This window comes from Kosakonia sp. MUSA4 (genome assembly GCF_013085925.1).
Taxonomy (GTDB): Bacteria; Pseudomonadota; Gammaproteobacteria; order Enterobacterales; family Enterobacteriaceae; genus Kosakonia; species Kosakonia sacchari_B.
Window position 1 is genome coordinate 2,671,444 of record NZ_CP025697.1, and the last position, 24,368, is coordinate 2,695,811.

Here is a 24,368-nt window from a genome sequence, read left to right on the forward strand (position 1 = left end):
ACCCTGTTAAAATCCCCGCCCTTAATGGAAAATTCTTAGAGGAAGAGATGAAAAAAATTATCCCCTTAATTGCGTTGAGCGTTGCTCTTTCCGCCTGTGTCAGTTCCCGTACTGATACCCTTAAGCCGGAACAACTGGCTAACCAGCGCTTTGTACTGACTACTTTTAACGGCAAAGCAGTGACGGCATCTGACCAGGGCCCGGCGCCGGAAATCCGTTTCGACAAGGATCTGCGCGTCTCTGGCAAAATGTGCAACGGCTTTATGGGCCAGGGCAAACTCTCTGACGGCGCATTAACCGTCAAGCACATGGGCATGACCATGATGATGTGCGTAGATCCGCAGCGTAACGAGCTGGATCATACTATCCAGGCCATGCTGAATAATGGCGCGCAGATCGATTTGACCGGCGACCAGTTAACGCTGGCAACCGCATCGCAGACGTTGATTTATACCCGCGCGAATAACGCTCAGTAATTACCGCAGCTTCCGGTGGCAAGCGACTGTTCGCTACAGCGTTTGCCATTCGGCAATGCACACATTCCCACCATCGAACCGTCAAGCTGACGCGCGACAGATAACGATCCGCCAATCATTGCGCAATTTGCCTGACCGCTGTTTGACATCGCGGCCTTTATACCTGGCACAACGTGAGCAGCCGTAGCCTGTTGCACAGGTTCACTACTGCATGCCGAAAGCAATAAAACGGCGCACCCCACCCAAAACGCAGAACGCATCTCTTCTCTCCCTTTATTAAAGCGAAACCCAAGCATCATAGGCAGCACAATGCAATACGTCGAGAGCTGAAAGTCATCTTTATGCGCCGCAGAAACATTTTTTTGCGTTTTTATCGCCTGATGCAGGCAATAAATGGGTTGCCCCCTACCTCACCTGACATTTTCTGTCCTCACGGCAAGCCCTTTTCGAAGCCTTCCAGGCTGGCTCCTTGATGGAGATGGTAGCGGATCCGGTTGTAAGAATTCATGCAAAGGACCTCGCAGCCTGAAATAAAAAAACCTGCCCAGTGGCAGGTTGCTGATAGCGTGTTTTTATAAACAGGAAGAATTCAACTGTGGATCCTGCGGAAGAATTGCTCAGTCGATTCCCGGACGTGCTCATCAGGGTTCTCGGCAATATCCCCCTCTCCTGAAGAGTGTCGAACGTAGCTACTTTTTTGCCCGTGAAGCAAGGCAGGAGAAGAACCTGCATAGCCTGCAACTGAACAAAATGACAGAAACAGTAGAAACCATGCAGTTCTCAGCGTCTTACTCATCATTCATAATCCGTATGTTGTTGGCATTCAGAAACATAGTGGAGCAATGAAAGTAAAATGCTGTATGTAATATTTAAACGTATCCAGGAAGCTATGAACAATTACGTGGATTGAAACGTAATAATAAATCCACACACTACAGGATGCTTAATATTATTAACGTTCATGACTGTGTACTGTGAAAAGAAATTATTGTTTACACGTCTGGCCGACAGAATTTAATTGCGCGGTTTTTTATTTTGCTCTTATTTAAGAGATAGCCAAACGCTGAAAAAAAATAGCCCCGCCAAAGTGACAGGGCTATCTTATTTAAAATTGGGCCGCCATCGAGGACTCGAACCCCGACCCTACTTACTGATAAAGCAATGCTCTAGCCATGCTGAGCTAATGGCGGACTGGGAGTGCTATTTAAATTGCGAAAACATTCCCTGCTGACGGGCCTTTTTGCCCATCTTCAATCGTGAATTCTACTTTCTGACCTTCATTCAGCGTTTTAAAACCGCCGCTCTGAATAGCAGAAAAATGCACGAATACGTCTTTGCTGCCATTGTCAGGCGTGATGAAACCAAACCCTTTGGACTCATTAAACCATTTTACTAAACCAGTCATTTTGTTAGACATAAATATTTCCTCAATATACATAGAGCCTTTCGGCGAAAAGGGTTTTCGCACAGAATTAAATTATTAACGATAAGGAGGCTCAAAAAGAAGAATTATCTATAGATAACACTTGTGATGAGGACTGCTTTACTAAACCGCTTTATTACATCTGTGGAACAAACCTACCACTTATTAGTCACACATATCTCAATTTATAGCAAGCTTTATTTTAGATTAATAGCCCACGATGCAAGTGGTGCTACCGGTAAAATAACATCCAATGTTAGAGGAAATTCTGACAATTTCATCGAATATCCCAGCCATCATGGCGCTAAAATTCAACACTATGCTGCTATCTGGCCGTCCCCCCAACTTTACGCCAGGGTTACAGAACGTTTTACGCAAGATTAGTACCAGCAAAGTCAAGAGTGCTACTTACGGGAAAATAGCCGGCTGCATTTCAGTGTATTTTTCTGTGATAGTGCGACGTAACTGTGAATCGGTTAGCAGAAACATGACAGATCTGCTTTTTGTTCGAAGGGTACGGTTGACGGAGTGCGATACATTGAAAGATGCACAAAAAAATCTTTCGAACGCATAGTGCTGATGAGGAAAGCAAAACCTGAGCCCGATCCGCCGGAACGCAACGAATTCATTCACATGATAAATACTGGCCAGGCACATCAGATCAAATATCTCAGTTCTCTGGCTGTTTATACTGGATAAAGGCACGGCAAGCATATCGACCGCTGATACTTAATGCCACGTACGCGTATACCAGAGTTACATGGTTTGCTGATGGGCGACAACGTCCAGGGGAACGGGATGAATGAGCACAATGCAGATCAGCCAGACAGACTAAATTAAAAATGGCGTTCTGCTGCACCACATGATGGGAAGCGTCAGCACACAAAATTGTTGTAAATCTTATAATTAAGTAATGAGAGCATCCATATGATCACGATTGACGGTAATGGCGCAGTGGCCTCGGTGGCCTTTCGTACCAGTGAAGTTATCGCCATATATCCCATAACGCCCAGTTCAACGATGGCTGAGCAGGCTGATGCCTGGGCCGGTAACGGTCTGAAGAATGTCTGGGGCGACACGCCCCGCGTTGTTGAAATGCAGTCGGAAGCCGGGGCTATTGCAGCCGTCCACGGCGCACTGCAAACCGGGGCACTCTCAACCTCATTTACCTCATCGCAGGGGCTGCTGCTGATGATCCCGACGCTGTACAAACTGGCCGGGCAATTGACGCCCTTTGTACTGCACGTCGCAGCGCGTACCGTGGCTACCCATGCCCTCTCCATTTTTGGCGATCACTCCGATGTGATGGCGGTGCGCCAGACCGGCTGCGCCATGCTCGCTGCAGGTAGCGTGCAGGAAGCGCAGGATTTCGCGCTAATTTCGCATATTGCCACGCTGAAAAGCCGCGTGCCGTTCATTCACTTTTTTGATGGTTTCCGTACCTCGCACGAAATCAACAAGATTACGCCGCTGGCGGACGACACTATCCGCAATTTGCTGCCACAGCAGGAGATTGACGAACACCGCGCCCGCGCGCTGAACCCGGAGCATCCGGTCATTCGCGGCACATCGGCTAACCCGGACACTTACTTCCAGTCCCGCGAGGCGACCAACCCTTGGTACAACGCGGTTTACGCTCACGTCGAACAGGCAATGAACGATTTTGCCGAAGCCACCGGGCGCCGCTACAAACCGTTCGAATACTACGGCCATCCGCAGGCCGATCGCGTGATTGTGCTGATGGGTTCAGCGATTGGTACCTGCGAAGAGGTGGTAGATGAGTTGCTGACGCGCGGCGAGAAAGTCGGCGTGCTGAAAGTTCGCCTCTATCGCCCGTTCAGCGCCGCGCATCTGCTGGCGGTCCTGCCGGAAAGCGCGCGTACTGTTGCCGTGCTCGATCGCACCAAAGAGCCGGGCGCGCTGGCGGAACCGCTTTATCTTGATGTGATGACGGCACTGGCGGAAGCCTTTAATCATGGCGAACGGGAAACCCTGCCGCGTGTGATTGGCGGGCGCTATGGTTTATCGTCCAAAGAGTTTGGCCCGGAATGCGTGCTGGCGGTGTTTAACGAACTGCGCGCGGCAAAACCCAAACCGCGTTTTACTGTCGGTATCTACGACGACGTGACCAACCTCTCGCTGCCGCTGCCGGAAAATACCCTGCCGTCGCACGCGAAACTGGAAGCGCTATTTTACGGGCTGGGCAGCGATGGCAGCGTCTCGGCGACCAAAAACAATATCAAGATTATTGGCAACTCCACGCCGTGGTATGCGCAGGGTTATTTTGTCTATGACTCGAAAAAAGCGGGCGGCCTGACGGTTTCGCATTTGCGCGTCAGCGAAAGACCTATCAACTCTGCCTATCTGGTCTCGCAGGCGGATTTTGTCGGTTGCCATCAGTTGCAGTTTATCGATAAATACCAGATGGCTGAACGGCTGAAACCGGGCGGTATTTTCCTGCTCAATACGCCCTACAGCGCAGAGGAAGTGTGGTCGCGCCTGCCGCAGGAAGTTCAGGCGGTGCTGAATCAGAAAAAAGCCCGTATCTTTGTGGTCAACGCGGCGAAAATCGCCCGCGAATGCAGCCTCGGCGCGCGTATTAATACCGTTATGCAGATGGCGTTCTTCCATCTGACCAAGGTATTGCCGGGCGACAGCGCGCTGGCTGAATTGCAGGGCGCAATCGCCAAAAGCTACAGCAGCAAAGGTCAGGAACTGGTTGAGCGCAACTGGCAGGCGCTGGCGCTGGCGCGTGAATCACTGTTTGAAGTGCCGCTGGAGCCGGTCAACCCGCAGAGCGCGCACCGCCCGCCAGTGGTTTCCGATGCGGCGCCGGATTTCGTCAAAACCGTTACCGCCGCCATGCTGGCGGGCCTTGGCGATGCGCTGCCGGTCTCCGCCCTGCCGCCGGACGGCACCTGGCCGGTCGGCACCACCCGCTGGGAGAAACGCAATATTGCGGAAGAGATCCCGATCTGGAAAGAAGATCTCTGTACCCAGTGTAACCACTGTGTTGCTGCCTGCCCGCATTCGGCGATCCGCGCGAAAGTAGTTTCTCCGGCGGCGATGGCGGAGGCTCCCGCTACGCTCCATTCACTGGACGTGAAATCGCGCGATATGCGCGGGCAGAAATATGTCTTGCAGGTCGCGCCGGAGGATTGCACCGGCTGTAACCTGTGTGTTGAAGTCTGCCCGGCAAAAGATCGCCAGAACCCGGACATCAAGGCCATTAATATGATGTCGCGCCTTGAACATGTGGAAGAAGAGAAAGTGAATTATGACTTCTTCCTTGGCCTGCCGGAGATCGACCGCAGCACGCTGGAACGCATTGATATCCGTACTTCGCAACTGATCACCCCGCTGTTTGAATATTCCGGTGCCTGTTCCGGCTGCGGTGAAACGCCGTACATCAAACTTCTGACCCAGTTGTATGGCGACCGGATGATGATTGCCAACGCTACCGGCTGTTCCTCCATTTACGGCGGTAATCTGCCTTCAACGCCGTATACCACAGACGCCAACGGGCGCGGACCGGCGTGGGCGAACTCGCTGTTTGAAGATAACGCCGAGTTTGGCCTTGGCTTCCGTCTCAGCGTCGATCAGCACCGCCAGCGTGTGATGCGTCTGGTGAATCAATTTGCCGACCATATTCCGGCTGAACTGCTTGCCGCACTTCATCAGGAGGCCACGCCGGACGTTCGCCGGGAACAGGTTGCCGAACTGCGCAACGCACTGACCAATGTTGAGGATGCGCAGCAACTTCTGACCGATGCCGATGCGTTGGTTGAGAAATCGATCTGGCTGATTGGCGGCGATGGCTGGGCCTATGACATTGGTTTCGGCGGGCTGGATCATGTGATGAGTCTGAGCGAAAACGTCAATATTCTGGTGCTCGATACCCAGTGCTACTCCAACACCGGCGGCCAGGCATCAAAAGCCACGCCGCTGGGCGCGGTGACTAAATTTGGCGAACACGGTAAACGTAAAGCGCGCAAAGATCTGGGCGTCAGCATGATGATGTACGGACACGTTTATGTGGCGCAGATTTCCCTTGGCGCACAGTTGAACCAGACTGTGAAAGCTATTCAGGAAGCGGAAGCCTATCCGGGGCCATCGCTGATCATCGCTTACAGCCCGTGCGAAGAGCATGGCTACGACCTGGCGCTGAGCCACGATCAAATGCGTCAGCTGACCGCCACCGGTTTCTGGCCGCTCTACCGTTATGATCCGCGTCGCGAAGAGGAAGGCAAAATCCCGCTGGCGCTGGATTCACGTCCGCCTTCTGACGCGCTGGCGGAAACCCTGCTCAATGAGCAGCGCTTCCGTCGTCTGAATGCGCAGCAGCCGGAAGTGGCAGAGCAACTGTGGAAAGATGCCGCCGCCGACCTGCAAAAACGCTATGACTTCCTCGCGCAACTGGCCGGAAAAGCAGAGAAAAACCCAACAGAATAAGCGAACTGCCTAAAAAGCCACCGGTTAGCGCCGGTGGTTTTTTTAACGCACGGATTTCGCATGACACCATCCGCAAGCTACGTTAATAATCAGTTTTCCCGGGCGGCAAGGAGCGAACAGCATGCGATATCATCCCGTAACCTCATCACGCATTTCGTCCATTGGTTATGACAGCCGCAACCGCACGCTCGAAATCTGTTTTCACGATAAAAGCATTTATCAGTATCAGAACGTTCCGGAGCGGATCTTCACGGTGTTTCTGACCGTCGTCTCGAAAGGCCGCTTTTATGATGGCGTGATCAGGGGAAAATTTCCCGAAAAAAAAGTCGCCTGAACAGGTAGCTGCCCGCCGTTCTTATAATCTGCCAGGATACGATTTTTCACCCTTATTACGGAAACCGCAATGTCAAAAAACAGCCCCTCCACGCCCTATTACGCCGTGATTTTTACCTCCGTGCGCACAGCGGTTGATGACGGTTATGGTGCAATGTCCGATCGTATGATGGAACTGGCGGTTAACCAGCCGGGTTTTCTCGGTGTCGATTCTGCCCGTGAGGAAGTGGGCATTACCGTCTCATACTGGGATTCGCTTGACGCGATTAAAAACTGGAAAGCCAATGCGGAGCACGTGATGGCGCAGAAAACCGGACGGGAAAAGTGGTATCACTCCTTCACCACGCGCATTTGCAAGGTTGAAAAAGAGTATTCGTTTGCTGCGCCGCAGGAATAATCCATCGATTTTACTGCCCGACAACATGCCGGAGTGAAAAAACTGTCGGCGTTGCGGGCATGGGCGGTGGGGATATTTTTCGGTAACAGCCGCTTATTTATAAACCACAAGCAGGCACACGCACTGACTCAATCAGTGCTGAAAAACTTGCCAGCGAACACATTCCCTGCGCATTTTTTTCGTTGCATGCCGTGAGCTTCAGATCCACTTTACCGGGGGGATTTTCCAGCGATAGAGGCTGCATTTCTCGCATCTCCTGCTGTGTCTGATAAACAAACGAAACCTGAATCCAGTCGCTATTATCACTGAGCCGTTTCCATCTTTCGAAAACCAGCTCACCGCCTGGCGGAGTATTATCGGGCTGCGCGGGAAGCGACCAGTTAAGACCTAATGCCCCGCTAATATTAGCCAGATTGGTATCGTGCCCGGCAATAAATAACAAAGAAACCGGCAAGTTAATGCCATAGCTATTTTCGGCTGCCCCTTTCGTTACCAGCGCAGTGCGAATCAAATCAAGTAAGGGCGTTGCCCTGCTACGCGCCACTTCCGGCGTTCTTTGCAAAAGGTCAAACTGCGCGTTATGCAGACTTAATAACTCGCCCCATTCTTTCTCCCCCGCTATCCGTCCCCAGGCCACTTGTGGCATACCCTGAGCCTGCTGGAGCAGGAATATCTCTGTCAACGTTGAAGAAAGTCCCCATGCACCGGTTAACGAAGCATTATCCGGTGTGACGTTGAGTTTTGTGGGTAAGGCTCCGGTTAATGAGCAATCATTATTCTGCCCGGTTGATTTACATTTTTCTGACTGAGAGAAATTTAAAACCTTTTCCAGGGCCTGAAACGCAGGTTGGTATTGTTGTGTGTAGTGCCCAATATCGCCTCCGGCCCGGTTCAGAATCGCCTCTTTCACCTTGACGGTGTTGAATGAACATTTACCCGTTTTTATGGGGTTAAAAACAGGATCTGTTCGGGTCTGTTGTTGATAATGCACCGGGATATGGCACTCTGGCGCGAACCCGGTAAGAAATGCTTCACCGGTTTTACGCGTTCGTTGATCCGTATCGGCAATGACAGCGACCTGAGCAAACGAACAAGTTTTATCACCTTGCAGACCTTTCCCTGACAGCCTTAGACGCTGATACTTCCCCAACTCAGAAATAAGCAGCCCTCCACGCGGCGTCAGCCATCCTAAAGGCACGTCCCATTGCGGCCACTGATCAGGTGTGACGTCTTGCATAAGTGCGGTGGATTTTGTCGGTGCCCTTACGCCATGGCGGCTGAGGATAACCACGCGCTCCAGCGTCATTTCGCTCTTTCCCGAAGCAAGCGCTGGAACCGAACCGAATATCAGCGTTAAAAAAATGAAACGAACAATCAAGGTGTTCACTGCTTACATCTCCCTTGCTGTTAATAGATAACAGGATATTTCTTCCTGCCAGGACGATACAGGTTTGAGGAAGATCCTACGGACAGAAGACGGTAAAATGCATGATGTTTATATTCAGCGAACCAACAAAAGCGAACGAAAACCACACTATTCTTTATCCTGTGCAGGGGCAAGATGAAATGCGCTCGTAAAACGCGCTGGCATTCGTCGCCGGAATCCGTACCATACGCGCATACTTTTGCCTGCTGGCTTTTGAGTGCCGGCGCTAATCTGTATTTTATTGCCAGCCGGATGGGGCATAAAAACGCGCAAATGGCTTATGGAGCATGGACAGAGGTAATGAACCAGGATCGTGCTATCACGGGGAATGATCGGTTTTTCCTTGTGGATTTGGTTTGCCCACGTCGTGCTCCCGACGCTCCCAGAGAAAAGAAACAATGACCGAGAAACAAGAGATTACAAAGAAAGAGCAGTACAACCTCAACAAACTGCAAAAACGTCTGCGTCGTAACGTCGGCGAAGCCATTGCCGACTTCAATATGATTGAAGAAGGCGACCGCATTATGGTCTGCCTTTCCGGCGGCAAAGATAGCTACACGATGCTGGAAATTCTGCGCAACCTGCAACAGAGCGCGCCGGTCAATTTTTCGCTGGTGGCGGTCAACCTCGACCAGAAACAACCGGGTTTCCCGGAGCATATTCTGCCGCAGTATCTGGATTCGCTCGGCGTTGAGTACAAAATTGTGGAAGAGAACACTTACGGCATCGTGAAAGAGAAGATCCCGGAAGGCAAAACCACCTGTTCTCTCTGTTCTCGCCTGCGTCGTGGAATTCTCTATCGTACGGCGAGTGAACTGGGCGCGACCAAAATTGCACTGGGCCACCACCGCGACGACATTCTGCAAACGCTGTTTTTGAATATGTTCTACGGCGGGAAAATGAAAGGCATGCCGCCGAAGCTGATGAGCGATGACGGCAAACACATTGTGATCCGCCCGCTGGCTTACTGCCGCGAAAAAGATATTGAGCGTTTTTCACAAGCGAAAGGTTTCCCGATCATTCCGTGCAACCTGTGTGGTTCGCAGCCGAACCTGCAACGCCAGGTGATTGCCGATATGCTGCGTGACTGGGACAAACGTTATCCAGGGCGCATCGAAACCATGTTCAGCGCCATGCAGAACGTGGTGCCGTCGCATCTCAGCGACATCAATCTGTTTGATTTCAAAGGCATTACGCACGGTTCGGAAGTGGTTAACGGCGGCGATCTGGCGTTTGACCGCGAAGAGATCCCGTTGCAGCCGGCTGGCTGGCAGCCGGAAGAAGATGACGCGCAGCTCGATGAACTGCGTCTTAACGTCATTGAAGTGAAATAAATCACCGCCTCTCTGCTGCGTGCAGAGAGGCGGGTTTTACAACAGCCGTACGCGGCAGCTTTTGCCTTTAATCTTCCCGTTCTGTAACTGCTTCCACGCCTGACGCGCCACGCTCTGGCGAACAGCCACATACACATGCGACGGATGTACGGTGATTTTACCGATGTCTGCGCCATCCAGCCCCATATCGCCAGTCAGCGCGCCCAGCACATCGCCGGGACGCATTTTGGCTTTTTTACCGCCATCGATGCACAGCGTGGCCATTTCCGCTTCCAGCGGCACCACTTTGACGTTGGCCGGTGCGTTGCACCAGTTCAGCTTCAGTTGCAGCATTTCCGCGAGAATGTTGGCGCGCTGCGCCTCTTCCGGCGCACAGAAACTGATTGCCAGGCCGCTATTACCCGCGCGCGCAGTGCGTCCAATACGGTGTACGTGCACTTCCGGATCCCACGCCAGCTCGTAGTTCACCACCAGCTCCAGCGATTTAATGTCGAGACCGCGCGCCGCGACATCGGTCGCCACCAGCACGCGCGCGCTGCCGTTGGCAAAACGCACCAGCGTTTGATCGCGGTCGCGCTGTTCCAGATCGCCATGCAGCGCCAGTGCGTTCTGCCCTGCAGCGTTCAGCGCATCACACACTTCCTGGCAATCTTTTTTGGTATTACAGAACACCACGCAGGAAGCCGGACGGTGCTCGCTTAAGAGCTTTTGCAACAGTGCGGCTTTGCCCTGACGGGAAACCTCAAAGAACTGCTGTTCAACGGCGGGCAGCGCATCGACGCTATCGATTTCAATGGTTTCCGGGTCGCGCTGGACGCGGCCGCTGATGGCGGCAATCGCTTCCGGCCAGGTGGCGGAAAACAGCAGGGTCTGCCGCGAGGCTGGCGCAAAACGGATAACGTCATCAATCGCTTCGCTGAATCCCATGTCGAGCATACGATCGGCTTCGTCCATAACCAGCGTTTGCAGGCTATCCAGTGTAACGGTGTTTTTTTGCAGGTGATCGAGCAAACGCCCCGGCGTGGCAACAATAATGTGCGGCGCATGCTGTAATGAATCGCGCTGCGCGCCGAAAGGCTGGCCACCGCACAGGGTCAGCACTTTGATATTGGGCATATAGCGCGCCAGACGGCGTAACTCGCTGGCGACCTGATCGGCCAGCTCACGCGTCGGGCATAAAATCAGCGACTGCGTCTGAAAACGGCTGGCATCAATATGTTGCAATAAGCCCAGCCCAAATGCCGCCGTTTTGCCACTGCCTGTTTTTGCCTGCACGCGGACATCTTTTCCGGCGAGAATGGCAGGCAGCGCAGCGGCCTGGACGGGAGTCATAGAGAGATAGCCCAGATCGTTAAGATTCTCGATCTGGGCGGCGGGCAAAGCATTTAAGGTTGAAAAAGCGGTCACAATAAAGTCTCGCGATAAAAGGGCTGAGATCAGCAGGCGCGTATCCTCTCAGATCTGCCCTGTTTACGCGACATCTTAATGGGTTCTTCATCCGGCGGCGGGTCCGGCATCGGTTGCGGATGTGGAATGGGATCGGGAATCGGGATCGGATCGGTCGGAACCGGATCGCTGAGATGTGAGGAATTGCGTGTATTCATCATCGCCTCCTTTACGTGAGATACCTGTTAAGGGTAGACGCAGGTAAAAAAGAGGCAAAAAAAAGCCGACTCATTAAGTCGGCGTCGTACGAATCAATTGTGCTATGCAGTAATTCAAAAAAGGAAGTAAGACAATATGGAGCGCAACGCCCATCGCTTGACGTTGCATTCACCTGCGAGAGAAATATTGCCCTGAATAGGTATTGTGTTTATTGACCTCGCTCAAACTATCTGGCGTTTTTATGTTCAAAAAATGTTAAAAAAGTGAAATTTTACAGCCAGTTACTACGATGCAACCACCAGGTAACACCGCCGATCAGTACCACCAACATCACGCAGAAGATCGAAAAGCCAAATTGCCAGCCGCCTCCCGGAATGCCGCCCAGATTGACGCCAAACAAGCCGGTAAGAAAGGTACTCGGCAGAAAAACCATTGCCATCAACGACATGGTATAAGTTCGTCGCGCCAGAGACTCCTGCATCACCTGCGTAATCTCATCCGTCATCACTGCCGTACGGGCAATGCAGGCATCGATCTCATCCAGGCCGCGCCCGAGGCGATCGGCGATATCCTGCATCCGACGGCGCTGATCGTCGCTCATCCACGCCAGACGTTCACTGGCCAGCCGGGAAAAAACATCGCGCTGCGGCGCCATATAGCGGCGCATAACAATTAACTGTTTGCGCAGCAACGCCAGAATGCCCCGTGGCGGAATTTGCTGATCGAGCAGGTTATCTTCCAGATCGATAATCCTGTCGTGCAACGATTCAATAAATTCGCTGGCGTGATCGGTCAACGCATCGCAAACATCCACCAGCCAGCCGCCGCTATCCGTCGGACCGGAGCCCTCTTCCAGATCCCTGACCACATCATCCATCGCCATGACCTTCCGCTGACGCGTGGAGACAATCATCCGCGAATCCATGTATAACCGCACGGCCACGAGCTGGTCGGGGCGTTCATCGGTGCTGCCGTTAATACAGCGCAGCGTAATTAACGTTCCCTCGCCCAGCCGGTTTACGCGTGGGCGAGTACTTTCGCCGGAAAGCGCATCACGCGCGCTGTTCGGCAGCAACGGCGTTGAGGCCAGCCACTGCGCGCTCTCCTGATTGGTGTAATTCAGGTGCACCCAGCACGGTGTTTGTTCAGTAATAATGTCATCATCTTCGAGCGGCTTAACGCCGCCTTTTCCATCCAGCCGCCACGCAAAAACCGCATCCGGAACATTCACCCCGGAGCCTTTTAGTACTTCCACAGCGCCTCCAAAATCAGCAAGGTATTGCTGTCAGTCTAGCCGGATGAGAATCTTAAGCAATCATCACGCTGAATTTGTTAACAAATTCATGCAAACTGCAAATAAAAAACCCGGTTTCCCGGGCCTTGTTGTTCAGTGCGAATATCTTCAGAAAGAGTGCCAGTAATTTTCCTGATTACGCAAAACCGGCGTTTTGACGCGCTGGTGCTGTTTTTCTGGCGACAATACGGTCTGTGCTGTCGGAGCGCTCTCGATCAGACGAAATTTACCGGTCCGTTTTTGTAACTCCTCGACCTGATGTTTCAGCACGTCAGAGGAACCGGCAAGTTCATCAACCGTGGTGACGTTGCTCTGTGTCACTTTTTCCAGCTCCGCCAACGCCAGGGTGATCTGCGAAATACCTTTTTCCTGTTGCAGCGTCGTGACGGCAATTTCATCCATCAACTTACTGACCACGCTCGCGCCGGAAACAATATCGTGCATGTTTTGTTCTGCTTCATTCACCACTGTCGCGCCCTGCGTCACGTTATCTGTCGTTTCAGCAATCAGGGATTTGATATTTTTCGCCGCCTCAGCGCTGCGATGCGCAAGGCTACGCACCTCACCGGCCACTACGGAGAACCCCTTCCCGTGATCGCCTGCACGCGCCGCCTCTACCGCCGCATTGAGCGCCAGAATATTGGTCTGGAAAGCGATACCGTCAATAATCGAAATAATCTCCGTCATCTGATTGGCACATTCGGTAATTGACTGCATATTTTTCGCAACCTGCCCCATTAAATCGCCGCCTTTTAACGCACTGCTTGTCGCATCTTTCGCACGGATGCTGGCGATGCGCGTATTGTCGGCATTATTTTTGGTGGTGGAAGCCATCTGTTCCATGCTGGAGGCGGTCTGTACCAGCGCAGCGGATTGCTCCTCGGTTTTAACGGAGAGGTCAGCACTGCGCGCGGCCAGTTCAGCGGAAAGATCGAGGGCAGAATCCGAAGAGGCGCGAATTTCTCTGACTAAGGTAGCGATGCTGGCAGAAAGTGAGTTGATTCCAGGTATTAAGCGACCGGCGCAGTTATTTCCAAATTCAGGAATAACAATAGAAAGATTTCCCGAGGTTACCTCTTCTATGCTTTTTTTAACGGTATTAATCGGCGTCACTAAATATTGCGTCATATACAGCCAAAGTAATGCGAGCGAAGTAATGGAAACAACTGAAGTGGTCATAATCAGGGGGGCATTTTTTGAGAGAGTGATCACTAAAGCTTCCATGAGAATAAAAGAAGAAAGCAAAAATAAAATAATAAACGTCCTAACACTAATATGTCTTAACATAGTGATGCCCACCAAACAGCGGAAGAAGGTAAGATCGTTATAGCATTCGAAATATACTTTTACACGGCGAAATTGATACTGCGCAATGTTCACGGCTAAATGATATTAATTTAGATTAAGTCATGACATTCATCTACATAACAACCGAAATCACAATACAAGAAACCTGATAACTCGCTAAAGTAGGAATTCACCGCCCAAATATATCATATAAAACCAGAGTCACTCAGTGAGTCTCACAGCATATTTTTTCTTAATTTAATTTTAGCCTTGCTTAAATCATCCACTTTTTTTAAGTTCCTGCCATTAATGTCGATAAATAAAAGACGCTCCATCTTTATTAATTTGTCCTTGCAAAAAATAAACTCAGCGCAACCATTAAATTCATCAGGTTAGTTGCTAAAATTAGTGCCAGGATTACATATCAACTCTTTTGCCTGCGTGGATGACATATGCTTTATGTTTCGTGGGACCCTATTCTGGTCGGCATCTCTTTTTTGGTGGCATTCATTGCCTCATTTGTCGCACTGGATAGTGCAGGTAAAGTGCTGAACTCAGAACCTCGTAGCGCCCTGTTCTGGCGGATTTCTGGTGGAGCCACATTGGGCATGGGCATCTGGTCAATGCATTTTGTCGGTATGCTGGCGATGAAAATGCCGGTAATGATGCATTATGATTTTGAGTTAACCATCCTCTCATTTGTTATTGCTTTGCTGGCCTCCACGCTGTCGCTCAACATTGCCGTCAGCGGCCATACCTTACCGACAAGGCGCCTGATTTTCGCCACTCTCGTCCTCGGCAGCGGCGTGGTGTCGATGCATTATATCGGCATGGCGGCAATGATGAGTTTCGTCAGCATTTACTGGAACATCCCGCTGGTGGCGCTGTCGCTGCTGATTGCCATTGCCAGCGCCTGGGTCGCGCTGTGGCTGGCGTTCAGCCTGCGGCAAAATACGCATGGCGTCTTTATTAATCGCGTTTTTGCCTCGCTGGTGATGGGCATTGCCATTTGCGCCATGCACTATACCGGCATGAGCGCCGCAACCTTCAGTAATGATGGGCTCGGCATTATCGTACATAACGATGCGATACATATCATGAGCCGCGGCGTCGGTGAGCAAGGACTGTCGCTGTGGGTCGCCACTACGACGCTGGTGATTTTTGGCATCATGCTGTTTATCTCGATGATCGATTCGCAATTGCGAACAGCACGCCTGACCGACAGTTTGCGCCAGTTAAACCTGCAACTGGAGAAACAGGCGCATTATGATCCCCTCACCGGGCTGGCGAACCGTATTCAGCTCGATATTTTGCTGGATTCCTGCCTGAATCGCGCAGCAGAAGAGCAGACGACCTTCGCGCTGATTTATATGGATCTGGATCGCTTCAAGCTGGTGAATGATGCCTGGGGGCACCATATTGGCGACCGGCTGCTGGTCGCGGTGGCAGAACGGCTTTCAGCCTGCATTAATGACAAAATGTCGCTGGCCAGACTCGGCGGCGACGAATTTACGCTGCTGGTGCCGCAGACCAGCGAGGAAGAAGTTGACGCCCTGATTCGCCGCCTGATCGCCACCATTCAGCACCCTTTTTATGAATTAAGCCATGTCATCAATGTATCGCTTAGTGCCGGGGTGAGTTTTTATCCGGAGCACGGCGAAAACGCCCATGAGCTGAAGCTGAAAGCCGACACTGCCATGTACAGCGTTAAGCAGGAAGGTCGCAACGGCTGGGCGATTTATCACAGCGGAATGGCGCAGAAAACCGCCGATGCACCGCAGTTCTTGCAGGATTTGTCGCAGGCGCTAACGCGCAATCAGTTTGAACTCTGGTATCAACCGCAATATACCGCGCCCGAACAAACCCTTGCCGGATTCGAAGCCCTGCTGCGCTGGCGTCACCCGCAGCAGGGGGTTTTACTGCCGGCAACGTTTCTGCCGATGCTGGAAAAAACCGGGCTGATTATCTCTGTTGGTCAATGGGTGATTGAATCTGCCTGTCGCCAGTTACATTACTGGAATACCCAGGGTTTTCCCCACCTGACCCTGGCGATCAATCTCTCGCCCAGCCAGTTTGAACAGCATGATATTTATGAACAGGTCACTGATGCCTTGACCCGTTACCATGTCGACCCGACCCGCCTGACGCTGGAAATCACCGAGAACGCCGCGCTGAAAAACCTTGAGCGTAGCGTTCATCTGCTGACCCAGTTTGCGCAGTTGGGGATCACGGTGGCAATTGATGATTTTGGTACCGGCTATTCTAATATGCTGATGCTGAAAAAATTGCCTGCCACTGAACTCAAAATTGATAAAAGTTTTGTGAAAGATATTCGCGAAAATAGCCGCAACGTGAAAATCGTCTCGACGATAATCGACATTGCCCACTCGATGAATATGCGTGTGGTCGCCGAAGGAATTGAAACGGCAGAACAGCATGCGCTGCTCACCAATATGGGCTGTGCTTTTTTACAGGGTTTCCTGTTTGCCCGTCCGCAACCCGTCGAGAAGATTTCAGCGCTGCTTAAACATAAACCTTTCGCGTTGTCACTGGAATGTTCAGAGCCGTCACAAAAAAAACCTGCATAAGGCTCTACATTTCATGTGTGTTGCAATAAAGTTAGTACATTGCCGCAACGTCTGGCCAGCGGCGACATTGCAACCTGCGCGATAAGTGGAGTAGCCATGCTTAAATATCACCTGGATGCGCTGAATGTCCTCTCCACGCCGGTTTGGGTGGTCGCCCCTGACACGGAAACGTTGCTATTTTCTAACACTCAGGCGCAGAAGCTGGCTGCGGGTCGTTCATTGCGTGAAATGCGCAGTGGCCTCTTTTCTGCCGTTGCGCAGATCAGCCTCTCAATGTATTTACCCTGCCTGCAAAATCACGAAGATGTGGTCGAAATCTGGAGTATTTGCCCTTCCGGTGAAGAGAGTACGATCAGCTGCCGCGCCGTGCTGCGCGAATTTGAAACTGTCGGTGAAGTGCTCATTTTCGAAGGCATTTCCGGTGGCGCCGCTGCCGCCGCGTTAAAGGCCAGCCACTCCTCCTCTTACCAGCCGCGTAAGCAAGGGTTCTATGCCCGTTTTTTCTATACCACGTCAGCCCCAATGCTGCTTATCGATCCCGTCCGCGATGGCCTGATCGTGGATGCTAATCTCGCTGCTCTGCGTTTTTATGGTTACGATCATGAAGAGATGTGCAAAATGCATACATGGGAAATTAACACTATGGGGCGCAACGTCCTGCCGGTGATGTCAGAAATCGCCAGGCTGCCCGGTGGACATAAGCCGCTCAATTTTATTCATCAGTTGGCCGATGGCTCAACACGGCATGTGCAAACCTACGCCGGGCCAATTGAGATATACGGCGAACGGCTGATGTTATGCATTATTCATGATATTACCGAACAGAAGCGGCTCGAGCAGGAGCTGGAATACGCTGCGCACCGCGATGCTCTTACCGGGCTTTTGAACCGCCGTCAGTTTTATCACCTGACAGATCATGTTCTGCCGACCGTGCTCGACTTTTGCGTCTTGCTGGTCGATGCGGATTATTTCAAACATATTAACGATCAATTCGGTCATCAGTGCGGGGACGAAGTGCTGATCGAACTTGCACGCACGCTGGAAGCCAACAGCCGCAGTGGTGATTATGTCTTTCGCTGGGGCGGCGAAGAATTTTTACTGTTGTTGCCGCATACCCGCATAGATACCGCGCTGGACGTGGCGGAAGCCATCCGCCAGGCGGTAGTGAACATCGCCACGCCCGGTCTGCCTGGCTTTACCGTCAGTATTGGCGTCGCGCGCCATTTGCAAAATGAAAGCCTTGATGCCCTGTTCCGTCGCGTCGATGAAGCGCTTTATCGCGCAAAAAATAACGGTCGTAACCAGGTGCTTGCCGCCTGAATGGAGGCAAAAAAAAGCGCCCGCTTTCGGGCGCTGTGGCGTTATTACGGTATTAATGAATGCCCAACCGCCAGGCAAAATCGATCTCTTCTTTCAATTCTGTATGCGAAAGGGTCAGCAGATCCGCAAACTCCAGCCGGAGTCGTTTGAGTTTTTTGAGGTACTCGGCCGGTGTCATCGCGCTGCGATCGCGACGCAGATATTCGATAGCCAGTTGGGTTGGGTCTAATTCAGTCTCCATAACGTCCTCTGCGGTTATAAACACCTTTCTATTATACCACCGAATACTGTCTGTTTTTTGACCATAATCGTAAAAGAGTTGGGTTTCCCCGCGGAAAATGCCGCTTCGGCCGACCATACAAAAAAAGGGGTTGCGCCACTAAATGATAAAGATTATCTTTCTCAATACTGAATAGTTGAGTTAAACACTCAGGTATTCGGTACGACATTGCTCACATTGCTTCCAGTATTTTTCGCCCGCTCAATGTAGCGGGCTTTTTTTGCCCCTGCCCGAGAATGGTCATTCACATTCCCGCAACACTCCTTATTTCCTCCATTGTCCCTTCACATTCCTTAAGTAAAATTCTCAACACTCCTGCTAAGACAGGAATCATTCCGTAATCAATGAGTTTCCCCTTACTTCCCGTGACGTAAGGGGATTTTTTTTATTAATGTTTAATAATGTATAACGTGCGGCTGTATGCCACATCTTCCGGGTTGTTAATCGGATATCCCTTCAGCCATGGCTTAATCAAGCGCCCATTGGTGTACTGATAAATCGGCGCAATCGGCGCTTTTTCAGCAATAAGATGTTCCGCCGCGTTGTAGTCCACGTTACGCGCTTTGGCGCTGGTTTCCTGCGCCGCCTGTGCAATCACTTTGTCATAGCTTTCATCACTGAAGCGCGAAATATTGCTGCTGCTTCCGGATGTCAGTATCGACAGGAACGTGGACGGTTCGTTGTAATCCCCCACCCATGACGCGCGGATCACATCAAAATTGCCGCTGTTACGGCTGTCGATATAGGTTTTCCACTCCTGGTTTTGCAGCGTCACATCCGCGCCCAGACTCTGTCGCCACATTGAGGCCACCGCAATGGCAATCTTCTGGTGACTTTCCGAGCTGTTATACAGCAACCGGAGTTTAAGCGGCCGCTGCGGGCCGTAACCTGCCGCCTGCAACAGCGTCTTCGCCTGCGCGTTCAGTTCTGCCTGGCTCATCGATTCAAACTGTGAACGTTCCGGCGTGAAACCTGCCGTCACGTCCGGCGTTAAACGCCACGCGGGTTTCTCGCCGGTGCCCAGCACTTTTTGCGCGATCACCCGACGGTCGATCGTCATACTCAGCGCCAGACGCACGCGGGGATCGGACGTTGGACCTTTTTGCGTATTAAATGCGTAGTAATAGGTGCCCAGTTGCGGCGGCGTGTAGACCTGCCCCGGGATATCTTTCAACAATTTCTGGTAGAGGTTTTTCGGGAAAGATTCGGTAATGTCGACGCCATTCGCCAGATAACGTTTGGTGGCTGCGGACTCCTGGTTGATGGGCATAAACGTCACCTGGTTGATCACGGTTTTGCCGTCATCCCAGTAGTGCTTGTTGCGGCTGAGCACCAGCTTTTCGTTTACCACACGATCGCTCAGCACAAACGCGCCGTTACCGACCAGATGCCCTGGACGCGTCCAGTCTGCGCCGCTTTCAACGTTCGCTTTTTGTACCGGATAGAGCGCGAAGCTGGCCGCAAGACTCGGGAACCACGGTACGGGACGGGAAAGTTGCACCCGCAACGTGCGAGCATCCACCGCGCTGACGCCGAGCTTATCCGGCGTCGCTTTACCCTCGGTAATCTCCTGCGCATTAGCCAGCCCGGCCAGCGCCGCAAAGCTGGCAAAAGGCGAGGTCATTTTCGGATCCACCAGACGCTGCCAGCTATAAACGAAATCCTCTGCGGTCACCGGTGAACCATCAGACCAGCGGGCATTGTCGCGCAGGGTAAAAATCCAGATGCGATTATCATTGCTCTGCCATTTGCTGGCGACGCCGGGAATAATGTTGCCCTTCTCGTCCTGATTCACCAGACCTTCAAACAGGTCGCGCAGCACCTGAATCTCCGGCAGACCAACGGCTTTTGCAGGATCCAGCGAGGCGGGTTCGTCTTTCAGATGACGCACAACTTCCTGCGTTGCCGCCAGTTGCGTGCCTGGAGGAACGTCAGCAGCAAACGATACAGAAGAAAAACCGCACAGCCAGAGCGCGCAGCACAGCGTGGAAACTCGATGCGTCATGGGATCCCCTTTTGATGTGTCATTTCCCGGCAATAGAAGTGTAATTATTTGTTTTAACATACCGGAATGCAAACCTGGTCAGTCAAAAAATTGATGATGGACAGTAATTTACCCTGCGTGGCAAGATTTGCGTCACACCGATTTTTGCTCAACACTTGCTGTAAGCAAACGCCAGAACAGAGGAAGCTTATGCCTGTCACACGTCCACGTCCGCAGCGGGGCCGTTTTGCCCCCGGAAGCGAAGAGTTTGGCCGCTCACTGCTCGGCGCGCCGCTGATCTGGTTTCCGGCACCCGTCGCCACGCGCGAAAGCGGTTTGATCATCGCCGGAACGCACGGCGACGAAAACTCCTCGGTCGTTACGCTTTCCTGCGCCCTGCGCACGCTGAAGGCCGATCTGCGCCATCATCATGTGATCCTGGCGGTCAATCCGGACGGTTGTCAGCTTGGCCTGCGCGCGAACGCCAACGGCGTCGATCTCAACCGGAATTTTCCCGCCGCCAACTGGAAAGCAGGTGAAACGGTTTATCGCTGGAACAGCGCCGCCGATGAACGGGATGTGGTGTTACTGACCGGTGACGCGCCCGGTTCTGAACCGGAAACGCAGGCGTTATGCCAGTTGATTCATCGCATTCACCCGGCATGGGTGGTGACGTTTCATGATCCGCTGGCATGTGTGGAAGATCCGCAGGAAAGCGTGCTGGGTCAATGGTTGTCCAGCGCGCTATCCCTGCCACTGGTCACCAGTGTTGGTTACGAAACGCCCGGCTCTTTTGGAAGCTGGTGCGCGGATATCGGTCTGCACTGCATCACCGTTGAGTTTCCGCCAATCTCCGCCGACGAAGCGAGCGAAAAGTACCTCGCGGCGGTGACAGAATTACTGCACTGGGATCCTCAAAGATGAAGCGTGCCGGTGGTAAAGTGCAGTGCCGGTTCGACATCTACCGCCAGCCATGTCGGGCCATCCAGATCGGCGAAGCGCACGCGATTTGCCAGCGGTAATGCCGCGCTGATGGCGCGCGACGTGCAGATCATGCAGCCCAGCATCAGCGCAAAACCCTGCTTTGCGGCCTCGTCGGCCAGCGCCAGCGCTTCCGTCAGACCGCCGGTTTTATCCAGCTTGATGTTGACCATCTCGTAACGCCCGTGTAATGACGCCAGGCTTTCCCGCGTATGGCAACTCTCATCAGCGCAAATGGGCAACGGATGGATAAAGTTAGCCAGCATTTCGTCGGCCCCGGCCGGAAGCGGTTGTTCCAGCATTGCCACGCCCAAATCCGCCAGCAGTTGGCAGCGCGCCGCAAGGCCTTCGGCATGCCACGACTCGTTGGCATCGACAATCAGTGTCGCCGCGGGCGCAGCGGCGCGGATCGCCACCAGCCGCTCACTGATTAAGTGATCGTCAAGCTTCACTTTCAGCAACTGAGCGCCCTTCTCGCTGAGCGCCGCCGCGCTGGCCGCCATCTGCTCCGGCGTGCCGATCACCACAGTCTGCGCCGTGGTGACATTTTGCGGCAATGTAACGCCTGCATAGTGTGTCAGGGTCTGGTTCGCTTTGCGCGCCGCCAGATCCCAGAGCGCAGAATCCACGGCGTTGCGCGCAGCACCGGGCGGCAGGAGCGTTTGCAGCTCCTCGCGGCTGAGCCGGGTTTCCAGTTGCGGCACAATGGTGAGTATCTGCGCCATGACCGACGCTTCGCTCTCACCGTAACGCGGATACGGCGTACATTCACCCGAGGCTTTAATGCCATCTTCTTCCAGTTCAACCACCACCACGCGCGCTTCGCTGCGGGCGCCGCGCGAGATCACGAACGGAGTGTGCAGCGGCCAGGTTTCCTCATAAACTTTAACGTTGCGCATTCCTCTCTCCTCTGCCGCAATGTAAACCAGTATAGATATGAAAATTGGTTTGCCGTGGTCTCGGCGGATGGCATACACTAGCCCGGACGTTAACTATATGTAAACAGGAAGATATTATGTCACAACTCGTTCATTTTCAGGGCAACCCGGTTCCCGTTGCAGGCGCAATCCCGCAGGTTGGCGCACAAGCCAAACCGTTTACGCTTGTGGCTAAAGACCTGTCTGACGTCTCTCTCGCGCAGTTCGCGGGCAAACGCAAAGTACTGAACATTTTCCCGAGCATTGATACCGGTGTTTGCGCAGCTTCTGTCCGCAAATTCAACCAGTTAGCGACTGAAATTAGCAACACAGTGGTTCTGTGCATTTCTGCCGATCTGCCGTTTGCGCAATCCCGCTTCTGCGGCGCGGAAGGCCTGAGCAATGTGGTTACGCTGTCAACGCTGCGCAGCGCTGATTTCCTGGAAAACTACGGCGTGAGCATTTCTGAAGGCGCACTGAAAGGCCTGGCGGCACGCGCTGTCGTGGTACTTGATGAAAACGATAAGGTTATTTTCAGCCAGCTGGTCAATGAAATTACCACTGAGCCGGATTACACCGCGGCACTTGACGTACTGAAAGCCTGATATTTCGGCCCGGCAGCGAACGCTGCCGGGTTTTCTTTACTCTTCGTTTTTCTTCTGGCTTAAACCATATTCCCGCAGCTTATTGGCAATTGCCGTGTGCGATACGCCAAGCCTGCGCGCCAGTTTACGCGTACTGGGATAGTTGCGATAAAGCTGTGTCAGCACCGAACGTTCAAACCGGCTGGTGATGTCATCCAGCGAACCTTCCATTGCATCTTCACCCACTGCAACCGTAGCCGCGTCGTAATCCGGCAACAGAATATCCTGCGCGCGCAGTTCATAACCTTCCAGTTGCGTTAACGCGCGATAAATGGCGTTTTTCAACTGACGAACGTTACCCGGCCAGCTATAGCGATTCAGTAGCGGCGGCAGATCCTGCGATAATTTCGGCCGTGGTACGCCCTGCTCATCGGCGAAACGGGCAACAAACAGTTCCGTCAGCGGCATGATGTCCTGCGGGCGTTCGCGCAGCGGCGGCAGATTCAGCGTCAGGACATTCAGGCGATAATAGAGATCCTCGCGAAACAGCCCCTTCTGCACCAGCTCCACCAGGTTACGTTGCGTGGCGCATATCACTCTGACATCAACATGCACTTCATGATCTTCGCCAACGCGCCGGAAGGTACCATCGTTAAGGAAACGCAGCAGTTTGACCTGCATACGCGGCGACATTTCGCCAATTTCATCCAGCAGCACCGAGCCGCCGTTAGCCTGTTCAAAAAAGCCTTTTTTCCCTTCCGGCGCATGACCGAAAAGTTCGCTCTCGACCGATTCTTCCGGGATCGATGCGCAGTTCAGCGCCAGATACGGCTTCGCCGCTCGCGGGCTGGCAAGGTGGCAGGCATGTGCCAGCAGATCTTTTCCTGTACCGGTATCGCCAGTAATCAACAGCGGTGCGGTCAGTGTCGCCAGTTTGCGCGCCTGCTCGACAACATGCTTCATCTTCTGGCTGGCCGCGACAATCTGGCTGAAGGCGCTGGTATCCTGCGGGCTGATATTCTGTAACTGTCGCCCCATGCGCACGGTGGAACGCAGCATAACAACGGCACCGGTCAGCATCGGTTCGCCGGTTTCCCCTTCCAGGTGCACCGGGGTAATTTCCATCAGGAAGTTTTGTCCGCCGATCACCACATGTTCGCTATGCGAGTTATGCGGATTGCCCTCCAGCCAGCGCTGGAAGTTAAAACCGGGGATCAGTTGTGCGGCATTGTGGTTGCGTAATTTGTCGATATCCTGCGTGAAAAGCTGGCAACTGGCCGGGTTTGCCAGCTCAATTTTACTTTTCATGTCCAGCGACAGTACCGACTCCGGCAGTGCTTCCAGCAGCGCGCTCAGGGCGCGGTGCTCACGCTCAGACGGCATCCATGATACGGTGCGAACGTCAGTAACGCCGGGAATACGGCGAATTTCGGCCATCAGGCTACTGAAGGTATCGAACTGAAGCGCGGCGAAATTGAGGTAAATACGCCCGACCGGGTCAATTTCGATGCCGCGCAAATCAATGCCACGCAGCACCAGTAAATCGAGCAATTCACGTGTCAGACCAAGACGATCCTCGCAAAAGACTTCAAGACGCATGGGAATAACCACCCTTTTTTCATTCACGTATTAAAAGGATGATAAGACACTTCCTGGCTGGCAGGAAGATGTCTGTCAACAAATATTG

At 52.7% G+C, this 24,368-nt stretch carries 20 protein-coding genes and 1 tRNA gene; 9 read left to right on the forward strand and 12 right to left on the reverse strand.

Annotated features, from left to right (window positions below):
* Positions 1–47 precede the first annotated feature (47 nt).
* The gene (gene hslJ, locus C0557_RS12650) at positions 48–476 is read left to right on the forward strand and encodes a heat shock protein HslJ (protein WP_208658702.1); all 429 of its coding nucleotides are present in this window, start codon (positions 48–50) and stop codon (positions 474–476) included.
* Here hslJ and C0557_RS12655 read toward each other — a convergent pair.
* The 3 genes from C0557_RS12655 to cspA form a co-directional block, all read right to left on the reverse strand.
* Positions 470–736, reverse strand: a complete 267-nt coding sequence (locus C0557_RS12655; protein WP_007371984.1) for a DUF333 domain-containing protein — start codon at positions 734–736, stop codon at positions 470–472. The two genes, hslJ and C0557_RS12655, sit on opposite strands and share 7 nt — an antisense overlap.
* Positions 737–1,588: 852 nt before the next feature.
* Positions 1,589–1,666, reverse strand: a tRNA-Asp gene (locus C0557_RS12660).
* A gap of 14 nt (positions 1,667–1,680) precedes the next feature.
* Entirely contained in the window at positions 1,681–1,893 is a 213-nt protein-coding gene (gene cspA, locus C0557_RS12665) for an RNA chaperone/antiterminator CspA (protein WP_043953526.1), read from the reverse strand.
* Between the two features lie 933 nt (positions 1,894–2,826).
* On the opposite strand from cspA, the gene nifJ reads away from it, so the two are divergent.
* From nifJ to C0557_RS12680, 3 genes are all read left to right on the forward strand, one after another.
* The gene (nifJ, locus tag C0557_RS12670) at positions 2,827–6,351 is read left to right on the forward strand and encodes a pyruvate:ferredoxin (flavodoxin) oxidoreductase (protein WP_208658703.1); all 3,525 of its coding nucleotides are present in this window, start codon (positions 2,827–2,829) and stop codon (positions 6,349–6,351) included.
* 121 nt (positions 6,352–6,472) lie between these two features.
* The gene (locus tag C0557_RS12675; RefSeq protein ID WP_208658704.1) at positions 6,473–6,685 is read left to right on the forward strand and encodes a KTSC domain-containing protein; all 213 of its coding nucleotides are present in this window, start codon (positions 6,473–6,475) and stop codon (positions 6,683–6,685) included.
* A 69-nt stretch (positions 6,686–6,754) separates the two neighbouring features.
* Positions 6,755–7,081, forward strand: a complete 327-nt coding sequence (locus C0557_RS12680) for an antibiotic biosynthesis monooxygenase (protein WP_074776582.1) — start codon at positions 6,755–6,757, stop codon at positions 7,079–7,081.
* A 97-nt stretch (positions 7,082–7,178) separates the two neighbouring features.
* Here C0557_RS12680 and C0557_RS12685 read toward each other — a convergent pair whose 3' ends face one another.
* A complete protein-coding gene (locus C0557_RS12685; RefSeq protein WP_208658705.1) occupies positions 7,179–8,468 on the reverse strand; it encodes an AppA family phytase/histidine-type acid phosphatase in 1,290 nt (429 codons plus the stop codon).
* 437 nt (positions 8,469–8,905) lie between these two features.
* Here C0557_RS12685 and ttcA point away from each other — a divergent pair, with 437 nt between their 5' ends.
* Entirely contained in the window at positions 8,906–9,841 is a 936-nt protein-coding gene (gene ttcA, locus C0557_RS12690; protein WP_208658706.1) for a tRNA 2-thiocytidine(32) synthetase TtcA, read from the forward strand.
* Positions 9,842–9,877: 36 nt separating this feature from the next.
* Here the strand turns inward: ttcA and dbpA are convergent, their stop codons facing one another.
* The 4 genes from dbpA to C0557_RS12710 form a co-directional block, all read right to left on the reverse strand.
* Positions 9,878–11,248 carry an ATP-dependent RNA helicase DbpA gene (dbpA, locus tag C0557_RS12695; RefSeq protein ID WP_074776585.1) on the reverse strand — a complete coding sequence of 457 codons (1,371 nt, stop codon included), beginning with the start codon at positions 11,246–11,248 and terminating at the stop codon, positions 9,878–9,880.
* A gap of 29 nt (positions 11,249–11,277) precedes the next feature.
* On the reverse strand, positions 11,278–11,445 hold the full coding sequence (locus tag C0557_RS12700; RefSeq protein WP_208658707.1) for a hypothetical protein: 168 nt from the start codon (positions 11,443–11,445) through the stop codon (positions 11,278–11,280).
* A gap of 272 nt (positions 11,446–11,717) precedes the next feature.
* Positions 11,718–12,701 (reverse strand): zinc transporter ZntB, encoded by a 984-nt coding sequence (gene zntB, locus C0557_RS12705; protein ID WP_208658708.1) that lies wholly within the window; start codon positions 12,699–12,701, stop codon positions 11,718–11,720.
* 147 nt (positions 12,702–12,848) lie between these two features.
* On the reverse strand, positions 12,849–14,027 hold the full coding sequence (locus C0557_RS12710) for a methyl-accepting chemotaxis protein (protein ID WP_208658709.1): 1,179 nt from the start codon (positions 14,025–14,027) through the stop codon (positions 12,849–12,851).
* A 452-nt stretch (positions 14,028–14,479) separates the two neighbouring features.
* Between C0557_RS12710 and C0557_RS12715 the strand changes: the two genes are divergently transcribed.
* Both C0557_RS12715 and C0557_RS12720 read left to right on the forward strand, forming a co-directional pair.
* Positions 14,480–16,615: a bifunctional diguanylate cyclase/phosphodiesterase gene (locus C0557_RS12715; protein ID WP_208658710.1), complete on the forward strand. Its 2,136-nt coding sequence runs from the start codon at positions 14,480–14,482 to the stop codon at positions 16,613–16,615.
* Positions 16,616–16,711: 96 nt separating this feature from the next.
* Positions 16,712–17,935, forward strand: a complete 1,224-nt coding sequence (locus tag C0557_RS12720) for a sensor domain-containing diguanylate cyclase (RefSeq protein WP_208658711.1) — start codon at positions 16,712–16,714, stop codon at positions 17,933–17,935.
* A gap of 52 nt (positions 17,936–17,987) precedes the next feature.
* On the opposite strand, the gene C0557_RS12725 is transcribed toward C0557_RS12720, so the two are convergent.
* Together C0557_RS12725 and C0557_RS12730 are read right to left on the reverse strand one after the other, a co-directional pair.
* Positions 17,988–18,176 carry a YdiH family protein gene (locus C0557_RS12725; protein ID WP_007371969.1) on the reverse strand — a complete coding sequence of 63 codons (189 nt, stop codon included), beginning with the start codon at positions 18,174–18,176 and terminating at the stop codon, positions 17,988–17,990.
* A 427-nt stretch (positions 18,177–18,603) separates the two neighbouring features.
* Positions 18,604–20,220 carry an ABC transporter substrate-binding protein gene (locus C0557_RS12730; protein WP_208658712.1) on the reverse strand — a complete coding sequence of 539 codons (1,617 nt, stop codon included), beginning with the start codon at positions 20,218–20,220 and terminating at the stop codon, positions 18,604–18,606.
* 189 nt (positions 20,221–20,409) lie between these two features.
* Between C0557_RS12730 and mpaA the strand changes: the two genes are divergently transcribed.
* A complete protein-coding gene (gene mpaA, locus C0557_RS12735; RefSeq protein ID WP_074776591.1) occupies positions 20,410–21,123 on the forward strand; it encodes a murein tripeptide amidase MpaA in 714 nt (237 codons plus the stop codon).
* On the opposite strand, the gene ycjG is transcribed toward mpaA, so the two are convergent.
* A complete protein-coding gene (gene ycjG / locus C0557_RS12740) occupies positions 21,114–22,079 on the reverse strand; it encodes an L-Ala-D/L-Glu epimerase (protein WP_074776592.1) in 966 nt (321 codons plus the stop codon). The genes mpaA and ycjG overlap by 10 nt on opposite strands.
* Positions 22,080–22,195: 116 nt before the next feature.
* Here ycjG and tpx point away from each other — a divergent pair, with 116 nt between their 5' ends.
* On the forward strand, positions 22,196–22,702 hold the full coding sequence (tpx, locus tag C0557_RS12745; RefSeq protein ID WP_074776593.1) for a thiol peroxidase: 507 nt from the start codon (positions 22,196–22,198) through the stop codon (positions 22,700–22,702).
* A gap of 36 nt (positions 22,703–22,738) precedes the next feature.
* Here tpx and tyrR read toward each other — a convergent pair whose 3' ends face one another.
* Positions 22,739–24,280: a transcriptional regulator TyrR gene (gene tyrR, locus C0557_RS12750; protein WP_208658713.1), complete on the reverse strand. Its 1,542-nt coding sequence runs from the start codon at positions 24,278–24,280 to the stop codon at positions 22,739–22,741.
* Between the last annotated feature and the right edge of the window lie 88 nt (positions 24,281–24,368).

Coding starts and splice junctions, on each gene's coding strand:
- C0557_RS12655 (WP_007371984.1), bottom strand. CDS start 736: ATGCGTTCTGCGTTTTGGGTGGGGTGCGCCGTTTTATTGCTTTCGGCA.
- C0557_RS12700 (WP_208658707.1), bottom strand. CDS start 11,445: ATGAATACACGCAATTCCTCACATCTCAGCGATCCGGTTCCGACCGAT.
- ycjG (WP_074776592.1), bottom strand. CDS start 22,079: ATGCGCAACGTTAAAGTTTATGAGGAAACCTGGCCGCTGCACACTCCG.
- tyrR (WP_208658713.1), bottom strand. CDS start 24,280: ATGCGTCTTGAAGTCTTTTGCGAGGATCGTCTTGGTCTGACACGTGAA.
- cspA (WP_043953526.1), bottom strand. CDS start 1,893: ATGTCTAACAAAATGACTGGTTTAGTAAAATGGTTTAATGAGTCCAAA.
- ttcA (WP_208658706.1), top strand. CDS start 8,906: ATGACCGAGAAACAAGAGATTACAAAGAAAGAGCAGTACAACCTCAAC.
- C0557_RS12680 (WP_074776582.1), top strand. CDS start 6,755: ATGTCAAAAAACAGCCCCTCCACGCCCTATTACGCCGTGATTTTTACC.
- C0557_RS12710 (WP_208658709.1), bottom strand. CDS start 14,027: ATGTTAAGACATATTAGTGTTAGGACGTTTATTATTTTATTTTTGCTT.
- C0557_RS12725 (WP_007371969.1), bottom strand. CDS start 18,176: ATGGAGACTGAATTAGACCCAACCCAACTGGCTATCGAATATCTGCGT.
- mpaA (WP_074776591.1), top strand. CDS start 20,410: ATGCCTGTCACACGTCCACGTCCGCAGCGGGGCCGTTTTGCCCCCGGA.
- hslJ (WP_208658702.1), top strand. CDS start 48: ATGAAAAAAATTATCCCCTTAATTGCGTTGAGCGTTGCTCTTTCCGCC.
- C0557_RS12730 (WP_208658712.1), bottom strand. CDS start 20,220: ATGACGCATCGAGTTTCCACGCTGTGCTGCGCGCTCTGGCTGTGCGGT.
- C0557_RS12715 (WP_208658710.1), top strand. CDS start 14,480: ATGCTTTATGTTTCGTGGGACCCTATTCTGGTCGGCATCTCTTTTTTG.
- C0557_RS12720 (WP_208658711.1), top strand. CDS start 16,712: ATGCTTAAATATCACCTGGATGCGCTGAATGTCCTCTCCACGCCGGTT.
- tpx (WP_074776593.1), top strand. CDS start 22,196: ATGTCACAACTCGTTCATTTTCAGGGCAACCCGGTTCCCGTTGCAGGC.
- C0557_RS12675 (WP_208658704.1), top strand. CDS start 6,473: ATGCGATATCATCCCGTAACCTCATCACGCATTTCGTCCATTGGTTAT.
- nifJ (WP_208658703.1), top strand. CDS start 2,827: ATGATCACGATTGACGGTAATGGCGCAGTGGCCTCGGTGGCCTTTCGT.